Below are 20711 nucleotides of genomic sequence, written 5' to 3' on the forward strand. Positions count from 1 at the left end.
GGGAGTTATCAATGGAACAGATTAACTTAAAAGATATAATAAAACTCATAATAAACAGGAAATGGACCATATTGGGATTTACAATATTATGCGTCATAATAAGCGTTGTAGTAAGTGCATACTTTGTAACACCAAATTACAGCCACAGGACTATATTTAATATTACTCCCATTGATTTAAAAACCGGATTGGAGTTGGATAATACAGTCGTAGTTGGGGGAGTACCAGGAGAAAATGAGACATACAACAAGTCTGCAAACAGAATGCTTGGAGCTATCATAAACAAGATGTCTTATCCAAAATATGACGCAGATTCAATTAGTACCATGCTTGGAAGTATAGAGTTTAGGGACAAAATGTTTTCAGAGAATAAGTTGGATAGTAGGATATCTATTCAGGTATCAGGAAACAAAGATACTAACCAGATAACCATTGTATCATTTTCTCAATATCCGGAGGATCTTTCTAAGCTGAACAAGGTTGTAAAAGATTATTTGCCCCGTTATATATCCGGTGAAGTTGCAAAATCAACTGGAAAATCAGCTGGATTTATAAGGGAGGGACTTCTAAAAGAGAGTGAAAACCTTAATAAATATAAAAAAGAACTGGATGAATTCCTCGCTAAAGAAAGCAAAAAAGTGGAGAGCCTGTCAGGTGAAGTTGCAGTAAAGTATAGAGAGATTGAAAACAACTACATCCTGGCTGCACAGGCATATGACTCATACAAGATTATTGAGAAGGAAATGGAGCTTATGAAGGCAGACTCCATAGGTAGCAATTTAAATCTTCAGGTAGCATATGAGGATGGAGCTCCTGTTAAGATTTCACCCAAAATTAGCGTAAATGTGATTTTGGCATTGGTTGCAGGGTTTATATTTATTTTGTTTTTCTTGACTGTTTTCGATCTTTGGTACAAAAAGCAGGCATAAATAAAAAAATGCTAGAGGGAGAATGGCTATGAAGGTTCTTATTACTGGCTGCAGAGGCCAACTGGGATTGGAATTGATAAGGCAGTTTAATGAATTCGGTGGATTGTACAGTTTAATAGAAACTGATGTTCATAACCTGGATATAACCAATCAGGGAATGGTGCTTGATCTGGTTGATACCCAGAAGCCTGATGTGATAATAAATTGTGCTGCATACACAAATGTTGACGGCTGTGAGGCAGATCAGATAAACGCATACAGGGTTAATGCAATAGGGCCCCAAAATCTATCGGCGGCTGCATTTTCAATAGGAGCGAAGATGGTGCAGGTATCCACCGATTATGTTTTTGACGGAACGGGAAATGCTCCTAAAGTTGAGACCGATCCTATAAACCCCAGGAGTGTTTATGGCAAAAGCAAGGCCATGGGTGAGATACTTGTGAGGGAGACAAACCCAAGGCATTTTATAGTTAGGACAGCCTGGCTGTACGGGGAAGGCAACAATTTCGTAAGGACAATGCTTAAACTCGCAAAGGAAAAGGATGAGGTAAAGGTGGTTAATGACCAGTTCGGGTCGCCTACCAGCACCAAGGATTTGGCAAAGTGTATAATAAGGCTTATCAATACAGGAAGCTACGGAACCTACCATGCAACCTGTGAGGGAAGCTGCAGCTGGAACCAATTTGCAAAAAAGATTTTTGAGATTAAAGGAATTAATATAAAAGTAGGAGAAATGACTACAGAGGAATTGAACCGACCTGCAGAAAGGCCCAAATATTCAGTTCTTGATAACTTTATGCTAAAACTCGTAGGTATAAATGAATTTAGAGGTTGGGAAGAGGCTCTGCAAGATTACCTGAAAGGAGAGGTTTGATTATGAAAGGCATTATTCTGGCAGGAGGCACAGGCTCAAGGTTAAACCCGCTTACAAAAGTAACAAACAAGCATCTTTTACCTGTTGGGAGGTACCCAATGATATATCATCCCATATCCAAGCTTAAATCAGCCGGACTGAAGGATATTTTTGTAGTAACAGGAAAAGAACATGCAGGCTCCATAGTTAATCTACTAGGCAGCGGTTATGAAATGGGATTGAAGTTTACTTACCGTATTCAGGACCAAGCAGGAGGAATTGCACAGGCATTAGGACTTGCCGAGGAGTTCGTTGGAGACGATAAGTGTGTTGTTATATTAGGGGATAACATATTTGAAGACAATATTGCAGAGTGTGTAGATAAATTCAACAAACAGCCTGAAGGGGCAAAGATTCTGATAAAAGAGGTTGAAGATCCCCAAAGATATGGAGTTGCAGAGCTTGCAGGTGATAAAGTAATTTCGATAGAGGAAAAACCCAAGTTCCCCAAATCAAACTACAGTGTTACAGGAATATATATGTACGACAGTAGCGTTTTTGAAATAATAAAGACTCTCAAGCCTTCAGGCAGGGGTGAGCTGGAAATTACCGATGTAAATAATGAGTATATCAGAAGGGGAACTATGACAAGTGATATTCTTAAGGGCTGGTGGACTGATGCCGGAACCTTCGAAAGCCTGGCATTTGCAGGAAAGCTTGTTGAAAACGTAGAAATCAGCCTTTAAGAATACAAAATATATATGCGGAGGGATACTGTGAAAACAATGTTGGTTACCGGTGGAGCCGGCTTTATTGGAAGCAATTTTGTAATTTATATGCTGGAAAAATATAATGATATAAAAATAATCAATTTAGATAAACTGACCTACGCAGGAAACCTGGAGAACCTTAAATCTATCCAAGATAATGCAAATTATGTTTTTGTCCAGGGGGATATTTGTGATAATCAGCTTATTGATGATTTATTTAAAAAATATAACATATCATATGTAATAAACTTTGCTGCAGAAAGCCATGTTGACAGGAGCATAACCGATCCTGATATATTTATTAAAACAAATGTAAGTGGTACTGGGAATCTTCTCAATGTTGCCAGGAAGTACTGGGAAATAAACGGGCAATACAAGGAAGGCGTGAAGTATCTGCAGGTTTCAACCGATGAGGTTTACGGTTCACTGGGTGAGACAGGACTCTTTATGGAGACTACGCCGCTTGACCCTCACAGCCCTTACTCAGCAAGCAAGGCAGGTGGAGACCTTATAGTAAAGGCTTATGCAGATACTTACGGCATGCCTGTAAACATTACAAGGTGTAGTAACAATTACGGCCCATATCAGTTTCCAGAAAAGCTCATACCGCTCATGATAAACAATGCACTGAGTAAAAAGCCCCTCCCTGTCTACGGTGATGGAAAGAACATTCGTGATTGGCTCTATGTTGAGGACCACTGCAGTGCTATTGACATGGTGCTTCATAACGGTACCCCTGGAGAGGTGTACAACGTCGGAGGGCACAATGAAAGAGAAAATATTCATATAGTTAAGACCATTATAGGCTACCTCAGGGAACATGTTGACAGCAGCATTGATGAAAGCCTTATTAAGTATGTGGAAGACAGAAAGGGCCATGATAGAAGATACGGCATAGATCCCGAAAAGATCAAAAGGGAGCTTGGCTGGTACCCTGTTACAACCTTTGAGGTAGGCATAGAAAAGACTATAAAATGGTATCTCGACAACAAAGAATGGATGAATAATATAACATCGGGAGAATACCAGAATTATTACAAGAGTATGTATGAAAAGGATGTGTAATGATTGGGCAAGTTTAATTTTATAGAAACCGGTATTAAAGACCTCTACGTCATTGAGCCCAGGGTTTTCGGTGACAGCAGAGGATACTTTATGGAAACTTACAATTATAATGATTTCAAGGAAGCCGGATTGGATATGGTCTTTGTCCAGGACAACCAGTCAAAATCATTTAAAGGAGTCTTAAGAGGGCTCCATTTTCAAGTCAATTTCCCTCAGGGAAAGCTTGTAAGGGTTTTGTCCGGTGAGGTTTTTGACGTGGCTGTAGACATAAGAAAGGATTCTCCCACATACAAAAAGTGGTACGGGGTAACCCTTTCAGCGGAGAATAAAAAGCAGTTCTATGTGCCTGCTGGGTTTGCACATGGATTTTTGGTTCTGTCGGATGAAGCTGAGTTTGCATACAAGTGCACTGAGTTTTATCATCCTGAAGACGAAAGCGGCATCATATGGAATGACACGTCTATTGGCATAGAATGGCCTTTAGAAGGGATCGGTGATATTGTTCTTTCGGAAAAAGACAAAAAACTTGGTACTATATGACAATAAATAAATTACCTATACCATTCCTTAAAAAGGTTATGGCATCAGGAGATGCTGCAGGTCTTGTAAAGAATTTTATATCACTTTCCGTTGTACAGGGGCTTAATTATATTCTGCCCCTTATAACTGTTCCCTACATAACAAGGGTATTGGGTGTTGCCAATTTTGGAACAGTGAACATAGCAGCAGCTATAATGACTTATTTCAGCATATTTACTGACTACGGATTTAATTTGTCCGCCACAAGAGATATATCTATTAATAGGGAAGATCATGAAAAAGTATCTCTTATTTTCAGCTCAGTATTGGCAATAAAGGCAGTGCTTTCCCTAATAGGTTTTATTGTTTTGGCAGCTGTAGTGTTCAGTATTGAGGTACTGAGAGTTGATTTTTCCGTATACCTCATATCTTATGGAATTGTATTTGGAAATGTATTGTTTCCAATATGGTATTTTCAGGGCATAGAGAAAATGAAATATATTACATACCTTAATATTATATGCAGGGGTATAATAACTGTATTGATATTTATTCTTGTAAAGAATAGAGGCCATATTAATATTTATGTCGGGCTTAACAGCATATCATCATTGGCAATAGGTTTAATCAGTCTTGGACTGGTTTTGTCAAGATTTAAGGTGAGATTAAGAAAGCCTGACATGACAAGTATAAAAACCCAGGTGGTGGAAGGCTGGTACGTGTTTGTATCATCACTAAGCATAGTCGCCTATACATCATCAACCACCATTTTACTTGGATTTATAGTCAGTAAGGATGCAGCAGGGTATTATTCAGGAGCTGATAAAATCAGGGTTGCAGTTCAAGGGCTAATAACGCCGCTTTTCCAAACTGTTTATCCATATGTTAACAAGCTTGCTAAGGAGTCTGCAGCAAAGGTTATAAGCTTTATCCGAAAGGAGCTTGTTATATTTAGTACAATAGGCATTTTCGGCTCATTGTTAATATTATTAAAAGCAGACTTTTTGGTAAACATATTTGCAGGCAAGGATTACCATAAATCAGTAGATGTTCTTAAAGTGCTTGCCTTTGCACCGTTGTTGGTGCTTATTGGCAATATTGTTACCGTACAGGGAATGCTTTCATTGGGCTTCAAAAAGGAGTATTCCAGGATATACATGATTACAAGTGTAGTTGGGATTGTTACAATGGTTTTGTTTATTTATTTGCTGGGAGTTATGGGTGCTGCTTATTCGGTATTGCTTATAGAGGTTTTGGTGGTGGCTTTGACATTGTTTTATCTTAAGAAAAGAGGAGTAAGTTTATTAAAATAGGAGTTTAGTATGCCCTATAATATTTCTGTTGCAATGTGTACCTATAACGGTGAAAAATATTTAAAAGAGCAGCTTGAGAGCATTGCTACCCAGACGCTGCTTCCAAATGAGCTGCTGGTTTGTGACGACTGTTCTGTAGATGATACGTTGGGAATACTTGAAAGGTTTAGTCTTAACAGCCCATTTCAAGTACATATATTTAGAAATGATAAAAATATGGGTTCCACCAAAAACTTTGAAAAATGCGTGAGCCTATGCACAAGAGATGTTATAGCATTATGTGATCAGGATGATGTATGGCTTCCTGAAAAGCTTGAAAAAATAATTAGTGTATTTGAGAATTTGCCTTCCGCAGGTGTTGTGTTTACAGATGCACTTGTGGTAGATGAAGAATTAAAACCTCTTGGGTATAACATGTGGGAGTCAACGAATTTTACAAATAAGGAAAAGAAGGATATACTAAATGGAAAGCCCATAAATACACTCTTAAAGCATAACGTTGCCACAGGTGCTACCATGGCATTTAAAAGCCTGTATAGGGACAGATTTTTTCCAATACCGGCAAACTGGTACCATGATGCTTGGATAACCTTTGTTATAGCCCTTTATTGTGATTTAAGGTTCATTGAAGAGCCTCTTATTAAGTACAGGCAGCATGGGGCACAGCAAGTAGGAGGTATTAAGAATGAAAACTTCAGTCTTGAAAAGGGCTTTAAGAATACCAGGGAGTACTATAAAAAAGAACATGAGCACTATATAGTTGCTTTAAATAAAATTATCGAGCTTAAGGATCAGGTGGCATCAAGTCAGGAGATCATAAAGCTGGTTAGACAAAGGGTGGATTACCTTCAGTTGAGGGCTGGACCGCCCAAAATGAAAACAAAGAGACTGATTAAGGTTATGGAAAATCTTTTGACGATGCAATATCATAAATATTCCAATGGTTTTTTAAGTGCAGTGAAAGACTTACTTTTTAAGCCATAGGAAATTGCAGTTTACCATAATAAATTAAAGGGGCATGCATGACAGACTTGGATTTATTTAGAAATGAAATATGTGCTGTTATTGTGACATTTCATCCTGATGACCAGCTAGAGGAGCGTGTAACTAAAATATTAAGGCAATCAGGCTGTGTTATAATGGTTGACAACAATTCATCCCAGAGTGAAATTCAAATGATGAGAGCTATGGTATTGAGGCTAAAAAAATGCTATATTATTGAGAATGGAAGCAACCTTGGTATTGCAGAGGCTCTCAATATTGGGGTTGAATTTGCTAAGAACGGGGGCTATAAATCGGTTCTTTTGTTTGATCAGGATACGGTGATTGAGGATAACATGTTGGAAAGTATTTATGAAGTTTATGAAGCTTTTCCACATAAGGAAAAAGTTGCCGTAATAGGCTCCAACTTTATAGACACCTATACTCGAAAAAATGTTTATGGTGATGAAAGCGATAAAAGCACGCTTTGGCTTGAAATGCTTACTGTAATTACATCGGGAAGCTTTATACCTTTAGATGTTTTCAATAATGTCGGGCTGTTTAGGTCTGATTTTTTCATTGACCATGTTGATGATGAGTTTTGCCTGAGGGCAAAGCACAAAGGATATAAAATACTGCTTACAAGAAAGGAAACTATGAAGCACAGCTTTGGTGCAGCTACTATGCATAAGTTCCTTTGGAGAAGGGCAGGTACATCGAACCATTCGCCAATACGGCGATACTATATGACCCGAAACCATATTGTACTTATAAAGGAGTACTTTACAAAGGAACCTGGTTGGGTTATAGAGACAGTAATTACGAGGTTTAAGTCACTGATTTTAATGATTTTGTTTGAGGAGAAGCGTTGTATAAAGCTTAAGGCTATGCTGAAAGGCTTGATGCATGGATTGTTTCAAAAAACGCTAAAGAATTGGTAGGGAGTTATTTTTTTATGCAAACCAGTACTGCATATAATACAAATAAAATAAAAGACAAATGGTGTCAGTTTATCTGTCTGGCAGTTGTATGCCTATTTATTGGTATATCTTCGGCCATGTCAGGGACAGCTATGGCCGGACTCCTAATAGTTTTATCAAGTATAGTCTTTATCGCAACTGGACTTTTAAAAAAAAGAGAATCGGGTCTTGTAATTATTCTTGGTATTGCACTTATAACAAGGGTTGCACTTGCGGTAACCAATTCCTTTATCTTTTCATTGCCGGATAATGAGACGGATGCTGTGGTTTTCGAGGGTTTGGGCTGGGACATAGCAAATGCCTGGAACCATGGAACAGTTCCGCCGGATACTCCTGGTGCATATTTATATTCAAAATTTATTGCTTTGGTTTATCTGTTCACAGGAAGATCACCTTTTATTATTCAATACTTCAATGTTTTCTTCGGATTCATTTCTGTCTATTTTGTGTATAAACTCATTATTGAAATTGGGGGTTCCAAAAGATCTGCCACGATTGGGTGCTTTATAGCCGCAATTTTTCCTACTCTTAATCTCTATTCAGCTGTTATCTTAAGAGAGAATTTAATTACAGTGATGAGCCTCATATCAGTATATTTCTTCATAAGATGGCTTAACACAGGCTTTTTAAGCAGGATAATTCTTGCTGTTTTCTTTTTAGGCGGTGCAGCGTCAGTGCATGGTGCAGTAATATTGGTTGGAGTAATATACCTTATTTACTTCTGTTTCTACAAGCCTAAGGTCAATGAATGGAGACCGATAAATAAAGAGGCTTTGATAGCTATAGCACTTACGGTAATAGTCTTCGTGTTTTTTAGAGCAAGACTTTTAAATAAACTTCCATCAGATATAACACTGGTATTCTCACCTGACTACCTTACCAGCAGGCTTGTACCGTTGGCAGTTGGCAGAGCTGCATATCTTGTTGGATATTATCCTACTTCAATAATGGATATAATAATTCAAACACCAGTTAGAATTTTACATTTTATACTTATGCCGTTTCCATGGAAGATTACAGCCGCATCTGATATAATAGGTTGCATTGATGCAGTAATGTATGGAGTATTTATTTTTTTCAGTTTTAAGGGATTGAGAAAGGCTGAAGGCCGTGACAGGCTGCTGTTTATAGCCCTTATTTGCATTATACTTTTAGAGGTATTTACATTTGCATGGGGAACATCTAACTTCGGCACAGCTATAAGGCATAGGCAGAAGTTTGTATGCCTCCTTATTGCTACAGCATCAATAGGGATGAGTGGGTATGAAAAGAAACAAAAATCTTGATATAATAATTATAAACTGGAATTCAGGCAATCAGTTAAGAGAATGCCTGACTACGATAAAAAATGAATATAAGATGTTTCGTGTTTCAAAGGTTATCATCGTTGACAATGCATCAAAGGATAATTCTTTGGACAACTTGGAACATTTAAGTCTTCCCGTGGAAATAATCCGAAACTCACATAATGCAGGGTTTGGTGCTGCCTGTAATCAGGGGGCTGAAAAGAGTCAGGCGGAATATTTGCTGTTTCTAAATCCGGATACAAGACTAAATGCAGATTCTCTTGAAAAACCTTTTTTATATATGGAGGACGATAAAAACTGTAAGACAGGGGTATGCAGCATTAAACTCATTGATGATACAGGAGAGCCTGGGAGGACATGCACACGATTTCCTACTCCTGGTCATTTTATGGTAAAAATAATGGGACTGGATTATATGTTTCCTAGGATGTTTAAAAGCCATTTTATGACAGAGTGGGATCACAATGACAGCAGACAGGTTGATCATGTGATAGGTGCCTTCTATTTTGTCAGGAGAAAGGTTTTTTTTGATGCAGGCAAGTTTGATGAGAGGTTTTTTGTCTATCTGGAGGATCTGGACCTTTCGCTTAGAATAAATAAGCTTGGTTACAATATTCAATACCTTGCCTATGTAGAGGCATTTCATAAAGGCGGAGGTACTTCTGAGCAAGTCAAGGCAGCTAGATTGTTTTATTCGATCCGAAGCCGGATAATTTATGGATTCAAGCACTTCAATCTGCTATCAGCCGGGATGCTGCTGGTGGCCACATATACTTTTGAGCCTTTGGCCCGTTTAGTACTGGCACTTATGAACAGGTCCAAAAAAGAGTTAGGTGAAACTATACAGGGCTATAAAATGCTTTTTAAAGACCTGCCGCACATTTTGAAGTATGTACAAAAATGATATTATTATTCTTCTGCTAAGTTTGCTATTACAGAAAGCAAAGTGTATATATTGAAAGGTAAGGAATAAATAATGAAGATTTTATTGCTGCCCAAGTATCATGCTGAAGGGGCCAGCTCCAGATACAGGCTCTACAATTATATAAAGTATTTTGAAAAAAGGGGGCATAGCGTAGATGTAAAGCCTCTTTTGTTTGACGGTTATGTTAAGAATCTCTATGCGAGAAGGGAAAACAGCCAATTTGATATAGTTAGAGATATTTTAAAAAGAATGTTATTTCTTCTTGGCAATAAAAAGAAATACGAGATGCTCATAATTGAAAAAGAACTCTTTACCAATGTTCCATATTTTGTTGAAGGGATCATTCTTAAAGGGGTAAACTATGCACTTGACTATGATGATGCTATTAGCATTAACTATAAAAAGAGCAGGTTGAAAAGACTATTTTTTAAAAGAAAGATAGATAACCTTACGAATAGGGCTTCTGTAGTCACAGTAGGAAACAAGTGGTATTGGAACGAGCTTAAATGTGCTAAGCTATGGTATCTTCCAACTGTAGTGGATCTTGAGGCATATAACCTTCTTGATGTAGAAAAGGTGCAGAAAAGCACTCTTATAATTGTCTGGATCGGATCTCCATCTACAGTTCATTATCTTAAAACAATTGCAGGAGCTTTAAAAAAACTTTCAAAGAAACATGATTTTATTCTAAGGGTAATTGGGGCAGATATTTCCCTGGAAGGAGTAAGGGTAGAATGCGTTAAATGGTCCCAAGAGACGGAGTTTAAGCTTATTCAAGAATCGGATATAGGTATAATGCCCCTTTTAGATACTATATGGGAGAAGGGAAAGTGCGGATTTAAACTTATTCAATACATGGCCTCAGGGCTGCCCACAGTATCCTCTCCGGAGCCTGCAAATGAGGAAATTACAGTAAAAGGCAGAACAGGCTTTATTGCTTCAAATGAGGATGAATGGGTAAAGTACATGTCTATTCTTCTTGAAGATAGAGGAATTAGGGATAAAATGGGATTGGAGGCTAGGAGAAGGGTGGAAGAAAACTATTCCTATCAGGTATGGGGAAATAAGCTTGTTAGCCTTATTGAGAGTTTTAATTCTTAAAATTCCTTTATTCTAGCACCATAAATTCTCAAAGCCTTTGTTTTTATCAAGGCTTTACTGCTCTGTTATAGAGTGCTATAATGTGTCAGTAATTAAATGTAAATAGATCTATTACTTTTAATGTAGTAAAATCTATTTTTGTTTATAAATAATATTATGTTAGGGTAAATAAACAATGTGTGGAATAAATGGATTTATTTTAAATAAATCGGCTTCCGTCGATCAAAACATAAATAAAATTAATACGATGAATTCCCTTATCACCTACCGCGGACCTGATAGTGACGGCGTTTATACCGACTCTGACATGGCTCTTGGAATGAGACGACTGGCAATTATCGACCTGTGCACGGGAAGGCAGCCTATCTTTAATGAAGACGAAACAAAGGTAATTGTATTCAACGGGGAAATATACAACTTTCAGGGGCTTAGGCAGGAGCTTGTTGCAAGGGGACATACATTTAAGACGAAAAGCGATACCGAGGTTATACTTCATTCATATGAGGAGTACGGGGTTGACTGTCTGAAAAAGCTAAATGGTATGTTTGCCTTTGCCATATATGATATTAAAGAAAGGGAACTTTTCATAGCCAGGGACAGGGCTGGTGAAAAGCCTCTTTACTACTATAAGGATCAGGACCGTTTTGTATTCGCGTCGGAGCTTAAAAGCATAATAAAAACCTTTGATATTAAGAAGAAAATAGACAAAAAAGCTCTGAATCAATACTTCTCTCTGACATACATTCCGGCACCCCTAACTATATTTGAGGGTATATTTAAGCTTGAAGCAGGAAGTTACATGCTGTATAAGAACGGAAGCTTAACGATTGAAAAGTACTGGAATATTGACAGCCGTGAAGTGGAAATTATTCATAACTATGATGAATGTAAAAGAAGGCTCAGAGAGGCCTTATTTACATCTGTTGAGCAAAAAATGATAAGTGATGTGCCCTTGGGAGCATTTTTAAGCGGTGGAATAGATTCAAGCATAATGGTGGGAATCATGTCAAAGCTTTCCGAAAGGCCCGTTGAAACATTCACCATAGGGTTTAAGCTTAAGGAGTTTGATGAGAGCGACAGGGCACAGATTGTATCACAAAAGAACAACACAAACCATCATGTGCACTTTTTAGATTATACCCATGCGATAGAAGAGTTGGAAAATATACTGGAAACCTTTGATGAGCCCTTTGCGGATTCGTCGTCCATTCCCACCTACTTTGTGTCAAAGTTTGCAGGTGAGCATGTAAAGGTGGTGCTGACAGGGGATGCAGGGGACGAGCTCTTCGGAGGATACAGCAAATATATGGTAAACTATTATACCGATATGTACAATAAAGTGCCAAGGGTATTAAGAAAGAGTTTTATTGAGCCATTGATATACAAAATGCCTGACAGGAGTTCTATTTCAAGGAAAGTTAGGAAAGTGGTTGAGAGCTCTGAAAAGGATATGTTCCAAAAACGCAGGGAGCTGATGTTTTTAGGCTTTAATGGGGACAGAATTGCAAAATTATTGAAGGCTGAAAACATGGATTCCAAATCATATGATATAATTGAAAAGTCATACAACAAAAACGTTGAATTTGACGAACTCACAAGAACCCTTTATACCGATTTCAAGATTGTACTTGAGGGGGATATGCTTGTAAAGGTTGACAGAATGAGCATGCTAAATTCTATTGAAACCAGGGTTCCCATGCTTGACAAAAATGTTATCGAGCTGGCTTTCAGCATGCCGTCAAACTTTAAGATATCGGGAAGGAATCAAAAGTATATTCTTAAGGACACCTTTAAGGATTTGATTCCTCAGGAGGTGCTGGGTAAGTCAAAGAGGGGATTTGCCGTACCTATAGGAGAATGGTTTAAAGGGCCTCTGAAAGATATGCTTTTAGTGCTCCTTTCAAAGGAGTTTATCTTGGAGCAGGGCATATTTGAATATGAATATATTAAAAAACTTCTCGAAGATCACTTTGCTGAAAGAGTAAATAATGCTTATCCGCTATGGGCATTGTTTGTTTTCCAGAAATGGTACCGAAAGTATTATATGCATAAATGAAAAATTACTTCCGCTTTTTAGCGGGTATTCACGAGTTATAGAATCGGGGGACATATGGATAAAAGGCTTAAAATGCTTCAGATCTGTGCGGTGGGGTTTACGGTTGAAAAACTGCTTATACCCTTGATTGAAGAGATGAGCAAGGATTATGATGTGACAACGGTTTGTACAAGAGATGATATTTCGGATAAGCTCAAGACTAAAGGGTATAAAATATATAATATAAATATTGATCGAAAGATAAGTCCTGTAAGTAATTTAAGGACTGTGTGGCAGCTTTATAAATATATGAAGGCAGAGAAATTCCACATAGTTCATGTACACACACCCGTAGCAGGCATCTTGGGAAGAATAGCTGCCAAGCTGGCAAGGGTTCCGATAGTCATATATACGGCCCATGGATTTTACTTTCATGACAATATGGGAGCAGTCAAGAAAAATATTTTTATCGGTGTAGAAAAGCTTGGAGGGTGGCTTTCGGATTTTATATTCACCCAGAGCAGCGAGGATTGCAAGGCTGCCATTGAAAAGAAGATCATTGATAAATCAAAGATTCTCACAATAGGCAACGGTGTTGATCTTGGAAGATTTGAACCGTCCCGATTTGAAGACGGTACAGTAAAAGAAAGCTTAAAAAGAGAGCTTGGTATTAAGAGAGATGACCTGGTCGTTACCATACTTGGAAGAGTGGTCAGGGAAAAGGGTTATATGGAGTGGGTGCAAGCAGCAAAAGAGATTACCGATAGGTTTGATAATGTTAAGTTCCTTGCAATCGGAGGCACGCTTGAATCGGACAGGGATGGAATCAAGGCTGATCTTGACAGCTTTATAAGTGAAAACAAGCTGCAGGGCAAGGTTATATTTACAGGCTCAAGATCAGATATACCGGAACTTCTTGCTATTACCGACATATTTACACTTCCTTCTTACAGGGAGGGAATGCCTAGATCCCTTATAGAGGCCATGTGTATGTGCAAGCCGGCGGTGGCTACCAATATTAGGGGCTGCAGGGAAGAGGTTGACGAAGGGGATACCGGCTTTTTAGTTCCTGTGGCTGATCACAAACTGCTTGCAGACAAAATAATATATTTGGTTGAAAACCCGGACGAGAGGACAAGGATGGGAATAAATGCAAGGAAGAAAGCCTTGGAAGAGTTTGATGAAAGAAAGGTCCTTATCCGTCAGCGGGAAATATTTCAAAAGCTTGTGAATAAGTGTATTAATTAACATTGGCTATTCTTTATTTTAGGGTTGATTTACTAACAACTGTTTTATATACTTGGTATATATAGATACCGAATTATAAAACAGTTGTAAATTTATTATTGGGGTTAATTATATAGAGAAAACATAAGTAACTTTTTAAGAAAGAGTGAGGCAAATGAAGAGGATTTTTGATTTGTTATTTTCAATAGTGGTTATTGTATTGCTGTCACCGGTGCTATTGGCTTTAGTTATACTGGTAAAGCTTACTTCAAAAGGTCCTGTTATATTCAGTCAGCGTCGCATAGGTAAGGACAAAAAGGAGTTTAATATATATAAATTCAGAAGTATGTATATTGATACGCCAAAGGATGTTCCTACTCATCTTTTGGATAAGCCTGATGCGTTTATTACACCTGTGGGTAAAATTTTAAGAAAAACCAGCCTTGATGAGCTTCCCCAGCTCATTAACATATTTAAGGGTGAGATGAGCTTTGTGGGACCTAGGCCTGCTCTATACAACCAGTATGATCTTATAGAGATGAGGGACATTGCAGGTGCAAACAGTGTAAGGCCGGGAATTACAGGTTGGGCACAGATTAATGGAAGAGACGAGCTTCCTATTCCTGTTAAGGTGGAATATGACAAGTATTATGTTGAGAATATGTCGTTCTTCCTTGATGTGAAAATTGTATTAAAAACATTTACGAACGTCATATTGTCAAAAGGTGTTGTTGAAGGAAAGCAAGAAATTCAGGAAAAAGAGCACATTAAAGTATAAATAGCTAAAAGCGGTACTTGAGCTTACGGAAACAATTAAGATTGAAAATTCGCAAGCATTTGTTAAGTTTAGGGAGGTCTGATATGAGAAGAGAGATAAGATCAAAGCTTCTGGTGATTTTAGATATATTTTTAATTAACATTGCTGTATTATTTGCATATTTACTGAGGTTTGACGGCGATTTAAGCAATATGCCGCCTGAAGTAAAAAAGAATATAATCTATATATTTATCGCTGCGACGTTGATAAAGGTTGTGTCAAACGCATTGTTCAAGCTCTACAGCAGCCTTTGGAGATATGCCGGAATCTACGAAATGGTGAACATAGTAAAGGCTGCATTTATTGGAAATGTGATAATGCAGTGCTTTGTTTTTGTTGAGCGTATATTTGCTGAAAGGGACATGCTTATTTTCAAGGTAACTGTACCTGCAAGTATTTTTGCTATTTGTTTTTTGGTGGATATTTTTATGCTTGGCGGCTCAAGGTTTGCTTACAGGGTATTTAGAAGGATTGTAAAAGGTGAAAAAATACAATTAAAAAACTCCAAGAGAGTTCTTATTGCAGGTGGGGGTAATCTGGGTGCTGTGCTCATAAGGGAGCTTAGACGCCACACAGAGCTAAACAGCATACCTGTTGCAATAGTAGATGAGGATCCATATAAAATAGGCAAGGAGATAAATGGAGTCCCCATAATAGGGCAAAACAAAGATATACTGGATATCATAATCCGCAAGAAGATAGATGAGGTTATTATCACAATACCGGGAGCATCCAACCAGGTAATAAACGAAATATACAATGAATGCTCTAAGACCGATTGTAAGGTAAAGATACTGCCTTCCATGGCACAGCTTATTGACGAGACTGTTATGATCCAGAAGATAAGGGATGTAAATATAGAGGACCTTCTTGGAAGGGAGCCCGTTAACCTTGATATTGAGAAGATAACATCATACGTTGAAGGTCAGGTTATCATGGTTACAGGCGGAGGAGGATCAATCGGTTCCGAGCTGTGCAGGCAGATCGCCTCGTTTAAGCCGAAGCACCTTATAATACTGGACAATTATGAAAATAATGCTTATGACATTCAGAACGAGCTTATATACAATTATCCTGGGCTTAATCTGACAACCGTTATTGCAAACATAAGAGAAAAACACAGAATAGACAGCTTGTTCAAAAAATACAGACCAAATGTTGTGTTTCATGCGGCAGCACACAAGCATGTGCCTTTGATGGAAGCCAACCCCACTGAGGCTATTAAGAATAATGTTTTCGGCACTATGAATGTTGCAGAGTGTGCGGATAAGTACGACACAAAAAGGTTTGTGCTTATTTCCACCGATAAGGCGGTAAACCCAACAAACATCATGGGAGCAACAAAAAGAATAGCAGAAATGATAATTCAGGCAATAAACAAACACAGCAAAACGGAGTTTGTTGCCGTTAGATTTGGAAATGTACTAGGCAGCAACGGCAGCGTTATTCCCCTGTTTAAAAAGCAGATTGAACAGGGAGGACCTGTTACAGTTACTCATACTGAGGTTACAAGGTTCTTTATGACCATACCTGAAGCCGTTCAGCTGGTAATTCAGGCTGGAGCTATGGCAAAAGGCGGGGAAATATTTGTCCTTGACATGGGCAATCCCGTAAAGATATATGATTTAGCCAGAAACCTGATAAAACTATCAGGTTTCGAGCCCGATGAAGATATAAAAATTGAGATTACCGGATTAAGGCCTGGTGAAAAATTGTATGAAGAGCTGCTTATGGATGAAGAAGGCCTTAAGTCCACCGCCAATAAAAAAATATTTGTAGCGAAGCCTGTTTTTACTGATTTGGTAATGCTTAAGCGTGAGTTGGACCGATTGAAGGAAATAATTATGACAGACGCCAACGAGGTTATGGAATATGTACAAATGATTGTACCTACTTACAAGAAAGCTCAATAGTTCATAGTTTTCTGTTATAGCAGGTTAGAACCCTGTCCAGCCTTCGGCTGTAGTGTTGAACCGGGTGACTCTGAAGGTCGAAGTTATTGGTTTCAATGATTTTGTTAAGACGGATGTGCATACGTGCAATAATTGAATACATGAGTTCTTTTGACATGAAATAATAGCCTCCTTTAATTGACTTGATAAATCAACTGACATTATTTCAGATAAACTATGGACAACCCACTTGTAATAATTATAACATAATATGGAATTTTATCAATGGAAATTATTAAAATTTATAAACCATAAATTTGTGATTTTATTTTTGATTATAAATGTTATAATGTATAAAGTATACTATACTAATAGTAAAATGGCTTATTATCAGTCACTCTGATATGCTTCATTGCTTGCCGAAATGACTAATAGATAAAGAGATATGCAGATAAATAATATTTTCTGTTAGGAGTGTGTTTTGTGAATAAAAAAATACTGATAGTAGAAGATGAGAAAAACATTGTTGACATTCTTAAATTTAACCTAAAAAAGGAAGGATTCGATACAATAGAGGCTCATGATGGAGAGCAGGGGTTAGAGCTGGCAATAAACCAGAAGCCTGACTTGATCCTTCTTGATATAATGCTGCCTAAAATGGATGGATTTACTGTATGTCGTAAAATCAGGCAAAGCCTTTCCACACCTATATTGATGCTTACTGCAAAGGAAGAGGAAGTGGATAAGGTGTTAGGCCTTGAGCTTGGTGCGGATGACTATATTACCAAGCCGTTTAGTCCTAGGGAGCTTATGGCCAGGGTAAAGGCAAACATAAGAAGGACTGCACTTTCAGAGGTACAGCCTTCCAATACTGAAAGTATAATGAAAATAGGCAATCTTGAAATTGATTTCGAACGTTATGAAATAAAAAATGATAATACTACTATAGAGCTTACTTTAAGAGAGTTTGAGCTGGTTAAATTTCTGGCTCTTTCCCAGGGACAGGTTTTTTCCAGGGAGGTGCTTTTGGAAAAGGTCTGGGGTTATGAATATTATGGCGATGTACGTACGGTTGATGTGACAGTTAGAAGAATAAGAGAAAAGCTGGAGAAGAATCCTAGCGAGCCCGAGTATATAATTACAAAAAGAGGTGTAGGTTACTTCTTCAAAAAGGTAGGATAAGATGCATTTTAGGGAATTGCGTTGGAAGTTTATAAAGAGATTTTTCTGGAGATTTTCACGGAGTTTGCAGTGGAAGCTGGTTTCTATCTTTATTTCTATAACCTTGGTCCTTATGATTATTATGTGGCTGTTTTTAATAGACTCGGTAGAATCTACCTACTTCCAGAGCTTTAAGGCAAGCATAGAATCGGGGCTAAACAAGTGGGAGCTTAAAAACAACAAAAAGGCAGGAGTAGCTGAAGCTAAAAAATCCCTTGTGGACAAGAATTATGCAATTCTTACTTTCTATGTCGGGGAAGACAGAACCTATGCTCTTGTTGATAAGGACCTTAATATCGATAAATTTTACGACTCAAGATACAGCGATAATGACAAGAGTGCTTACCTTGAGGATTTATTGAAGTCCAAGAATTTTGTCACTGCAATGTCCGGACAAATCGGAGACAAGGAAATTCTGATGCATACTGCAGACGGAACTGCCTTTTATGACTATGCCTGGACAAATGGTAATTATATACTTTATTTTAGGTATTATAGGCAGGATTTGGGTAATACTATAGATAATCTCAATATTGATTTACTTAAGAGCTCAATAATTGCAATAATTCTATCGTTGCTAATCGGGTATGCTCTCTCAAAAACCATCACCATTCCAATTATAAACGTAATGCATAAGGCACAAAAGGTTGCTGGGGGCGATTTCGACCAATTGGTTGATGTAAAATCCGAGGATGAGATTGGAAAGTTGACAAAGACATTTAACTTTATGGCTAAAGAGCTGAAGCAGAAGATTATCGGTATTTCCAGTGAAAAAAGCAAAATAGAAACTATTTTAAAATACATGGCGGACGGAGTAATAGCCTTTAATATGTCGGGTGAGGTTATACATTCCAACCCGGCATCTTTAAGAATGCTGGGGCTAAGGGATGCAAGCTTTACTTTTTACGAGTTTGCAAAAAGCTATTCTTTGGATATAAGCATAGAGGATCTTTTAGAGTCTGAGTCATCTGCCTCTAGAGAAGCAAATATAAGGACCATGCACAAAATAATAAAAATATACTTTGCATTATTTACCGATGAGGAAAACAATGCTGAGGGTATAATTATTGTGCTTCAAGATATTACAGAGCAGCAAAGGCTTGATGATATGAGAAAAGAGTTTGTTGCCAACGTTTCACATGAGCTCAGGACTCCGCTTACATCTATAAAAAGCTATGCCGAGACCCTTTTGGATGGTGAGTACAGGAATGGTGAAATAGCAGAAAAATTCCTGGGAGTAATAAACTCAGAGGCAGACAGAATGACAAGGCTCGTTAAGGATCTATTGCAGTTGTCCAGTCTGGACAATAAAAAAATGCACTGGAATAAGAAAAATATACAGTTGACGGAAATTGTAAAGAATTGTGTGAATAAAATGTCCATTGATGCAAAAATCAAGGAACAGTCACTTGAGTTTTTTGTTGAGGAAGACCCTGGAGAAGTGTATGCAGACAGGGATCGTATAGAGCAGGTTGTGATAAATATAATAAGCAACGCTATCAAATATACCCATATTAGAGGCATCATAACAGTAAGTGTAGGTGTTAATGAGAACATGGCATTTATCAGGGTTGCTGATACGGGAATCGGCATATCTCAGGAGGATATTAAAAGGGTCTTCGAAAGATTTTACAGGGTGGACAAAGCCCGCTCAAGGGAGATGGGCGGTACAGGCCTTGGCCTAGCCATTGCAAAGGAGATTGTGGAGGCTCATGGCGGCACAATATTAGTTTCGAGTGAGATTGGTGTGGGTACTGTACTGACCGTAAACTTGAGGTTGTCTTGCGAAATATGACGTAGTTTTGTATATTACCGAATGTAATTTAATTTTAAATACAATGTAATAGATTTGTAACATAAATTGTAGTATAATTAATATAGAGTCATATATAGAGAATGCATAAAAAAATAATCTGATTTAAGGTTTAATCATTTTGAGGTGTTGTACAATGTTAAAGAAATTTTGTAGTTTTCTGACAATTTTTATTGTCTCGGCATTAATGCTATCCACTGTTTCATTTTCCTACCAGAAGAATGGTGCGAATATACTTGATAATGACTTTATTTACAGTATGGATACCAAGCCAACGGCCAAACAGTTTTTAGTTACCATCACAAGGCCGGAAAAAGACGAATCGAAATGTAAAAGGTCCTATGTTATATGCGGCGTTTCGGAGGAAAAAGAACCGGAAGATATAGTTGTTAAGTTACTGATATATGACAAGGAAACAAAAAGTTACATAGATTTTCCGGACGTTGAAGGTAATACTAGCTGGGATCTTGGGAAATATGGCATTCTTATCAAGGAAATAGAATTTCCTCAGGATGGCATTAACAAGATAAGGATTGTTGCATATAAGAAAAGTCCTGGAAAAGTCCAAAAACCTTTAATAGGTGAAAACTTGCAGATAAGCGATTATACACTCAATGTCATGAAAGAGGATTTGACCGAAAAAATTAAAAACGGCATAATAAAGATTACTGACTTTTTTAAAGGTATATTCAAATAAATTAAAATGAAATTTGGGGTTTTTATGAACCTGGCTAAATGGGAAAGATTAAAATTTTTTGTATTAGTGATCTTAATATTCACAAGTATATTTCAAGTGGGAATCCTGTGGAGTTTTAAAAAATACGGGCTTCCTCATTATTTTTTTAGTGAGTTTTTCAATAAGAAGAACGTAGCGGCACAGAGAGATTTGATTGAATTTAAGGAAAATTTGTTCTTGCCTTTTAGGGTTATTGTGTCGAAAAATATTTATACAAATAATTGGCT

General features: G+C 37.7%; 19 protein-coding genes. 18 read left to right on the top strand and 1 reads right to left on the bottom strand.

What is annotated here, in order from left to right; translation table 11 throughout:
* The first annotated feature begins 11 nt into the window (after positions 1-11).
* The 15 genes from VIO64_RS21375 (at position 12) to VIO64_RS21445 (ending at position 16735) form a co-directional block, all read left to right on the top strand.
* A complete protein-coding gene (locus VIO64_RS21375) occupies positions 12-929 on the top strand; it encodes a Wzz/FepE/Etk N-terminal domain-containing protein (RefSeq protein WP_331921774.1) in 918 nt (305 codons plus the stop codon).
* 28 nt (positions 930-957) lie between these two features.
* Entirely contained in the window at positions 958-1803 is an 846-nt protein-coding gene (rfbD, locus tag VIO64_RS21380; protein WP_331921775.1) for a dTDP-4-dehydrorhamnose reductase, read from the top strand.
* Between the two features lie 2 nt (positions 1804-1805).
* Positions 1806-2528 carry a sugar phosphate nucleotidyltransferase gene (locus VIO64_RS21385; protein ID WP_331921776.1) on the top strand — a complete coding sequence of 241 codons (723 nt, stop codon included), beginning with the start codon at positions 1806-1808 and terminating at the stop codon, positions 2526-2528.
* Positions 2529-2558: 30 nt separating this feature from the next.
* Positions 2559-3617 (top strand): dTDP-glucose 4,6-dehydratase, encoded by a 1059-nt coding sequence (gene rfbB / locus VIO64_RS21390; protein WP_331921777.1) that lies wholly within the window; start codon positions 2559-2561, stop codon positions 3615-3617.
* Between the two features lie 3 nt (positions 3618-3620).
* Positions 3621-4157, top strand: a complete 537-nt coding sequence (gene rfbC / locus VIO64_RS21395) for a dTDP-4-dehydrorhamnose 3,5-epimerase (RefSeq protein ID WP_331921778.1) — start codon at positions 3621-3623, stop codon at positions 4155-4157.
* Positions 4154-5449, top strand: coding sequence for a flippase (locus VIO64_RS21400; protein WP_331921779.1), 1296 nt, complete (start codon positions 4154-4156; stop codon positions 5447-5449). The genes rfbC and VIO64_RS21400 overlap by 4 nt, the downstream gene beginning before the upstream one ends.
* A 9-nt stretch (positions 5450-5458) precedes the next feature.
* A complete protein-coding gene (locus VIO64_RS21405) occupies positions 5459-6433 on the top strand; it encodes a glycosyltransferase family 2 protein (RefSeq protein ID WP_331921780.1) in 975 nt (324 codons plus the stop codon).
* 38 nt (positions 6434-6471) lie between these two features.
* Positions 6472-7371 carry a glycosyltransferase family 2 protein gene (locus tag VIO64_RS21410; RefSeq protein ID WP_331921781.1) on the top strand — a complete coding sequence of 300 codons (900 nt, stop codon included), beginning with the start codon at positions 6472-6474 and terminating at the stop codon, positions 7369-7371.
* A 14-nt stretch (positions 7372-7385) separates the two neighbouring features.
* Complete coding sequence (locus VIO64_RS21415) at positions 7386-8696, top strand: ArnT family glycosyltransferase (RefSeq protein WP_331921782.1); 1311 nt, start codon at positions 7386-7388, stop codon at positions 8694-8696.
* Positions 8674-9621: a glycosyltransferase family 2 protein gene (locus VIO64_RS21420; RefSeq protein WP_331921783.1), complete on the top strand. Its 948-nt coding sequence runs from the start codon at positions 8674-8676 to the stop codon at positions 9619-9621. The genes VIO64_RS21415 and VIO64_RS21420 overlap by 23 nt, the downstream gene beginning before the upstream one ends.
* A 72-nt stretch (positions 9622-9693) precedes the next feature.
* Positions 9694-10743 (top strand): glycosyltransferase family 4 protein, encoded by a 1050-nt coding sequence (locus VIO64_RS21425; RefSeq protein ID WP_331921784.1) that lies wholly within the window; start codon positions 9694-9696, stop codon positions 10741-10743.
* A 175-nt stretch (positions 10744-10918) separates the two neighbouring features.
* The gene (asnB, locus tag VIO64_RS21430) at positions 10919-12799 is read left to right on the top strand and encodes an asparagine synthase (glutamine-hydrolyzing) (protein WP_331921785.1); all 1881 of its coding nucleotides are present in this window, start codon (positions 10919-10921) and stop codon (positions 12797-12799) included.
* 54 nt (positions 12800-12853) lie between these two features.
* The gene (locus VIO64_RS21435) at positions 12854-14026 is read left to right on the top strand and encodes a glycosyltransferase family 4 protein (RefSeq protein ID WP_331921786.1); all 1173 of its coding nucleotides are present in this window, start codon (positions 12854-12856) and stop codon (positions 14024-14026) included.
* Between the two features lie 154 nt (positions 14027-14180).
* Positions 14181-14783, top strand: coding sequence for a sugar transferase (locus VIO64_RS21440; protein WP_331921787.1), 603 nt, complete (start codon positions 14181-14183; stop codon positions 14781-14783).
* Positions 14784-14866: 83 nt separating this feature from the next.
* Positions 14867-16735 carry a nucleoside-diphosphate sugar epimerase/dehydratase gene (locus tag VIO64_RS21445; RefSeq protein WP_331921788.1) on the top strand — a complete coding sequence of 623 codons (1869 nt, stop codon included), beginning with the start codon at positions 14867-14869 and terminating at the stop codon, positions 16733-16735.
* A gap of 1 nt (position 16736) precedes the next feature.
* Here VIO64_RS21445 and VIO64_RS21450 read toward each other — a convergent pair whose 3' ends face one another.
* The gene (locus VIO64_RS21450; RefSeq protein ID WP_331921789.1) at positions 16737-16892 is read right to left on the bottom strand and encodes a hypothetical protein; all 156 of its coding nucleotides are present in this window, start codon (positions 16890-16892) and stop codon (positions 16737-16739) included.
* Positions 16893-17197: 305 nt separating this feature from the next.
* Here VIO64_RS21450 and yycF point away from each other — a divergent pair, with 305 nt between their 5' ends.
* The 3 genes from yycF (at position 17198) to VIO64_RS21465 (ending at position 20445) form a co-directional block, all read left to right on the top strand.
* The gene (gene yycF / locus VIO64_RS21455; RefSeq protein WP_331921790.1) at positions 17198-17896 is read left to right on the top strand and encodes a response regulator YycF; all 699 of its coding nucleotides are present in this window, start codon (positions 17198-17200) and stop codon (positions 17894-17896) included.
* Positions 17897-17960: 64 nt separating this feature from the next.
* The gene (locus VIO64_RS21460) at positions 17961-19730 is read left to right on the top strand and encodes an ATP-binding protein (RefSeq protein WP_331921791.1); all 1770 of its coding nucleotides are present in this window, start codon (positions 17961-17963) and stop codon (positions 19728-19730) included.
* Between the two features lie 154 nt (positions 19731-19884).
* Positions 19885-20445 carry a hypothetical protein gene (locus VIO64_RS21465; protein ID WP_331921792.1) on the top strand — a complete coding sequence of 187 codons (561 nt, stop codon included), beginning with the start codon at positions 19885-19887 and terminating at the stop codon, positions 20443-20445.
* Positions 20446-20711: the final 266 nt, after the last annotated feature.

The organism is Pseudobacteroides sp., from assembly GCF_036567765.1.
Lineage (GTDB): Bacteria > Bacillota > Clostridia > Acetivibrionales > DSM-2933 > Pseudobacteroides.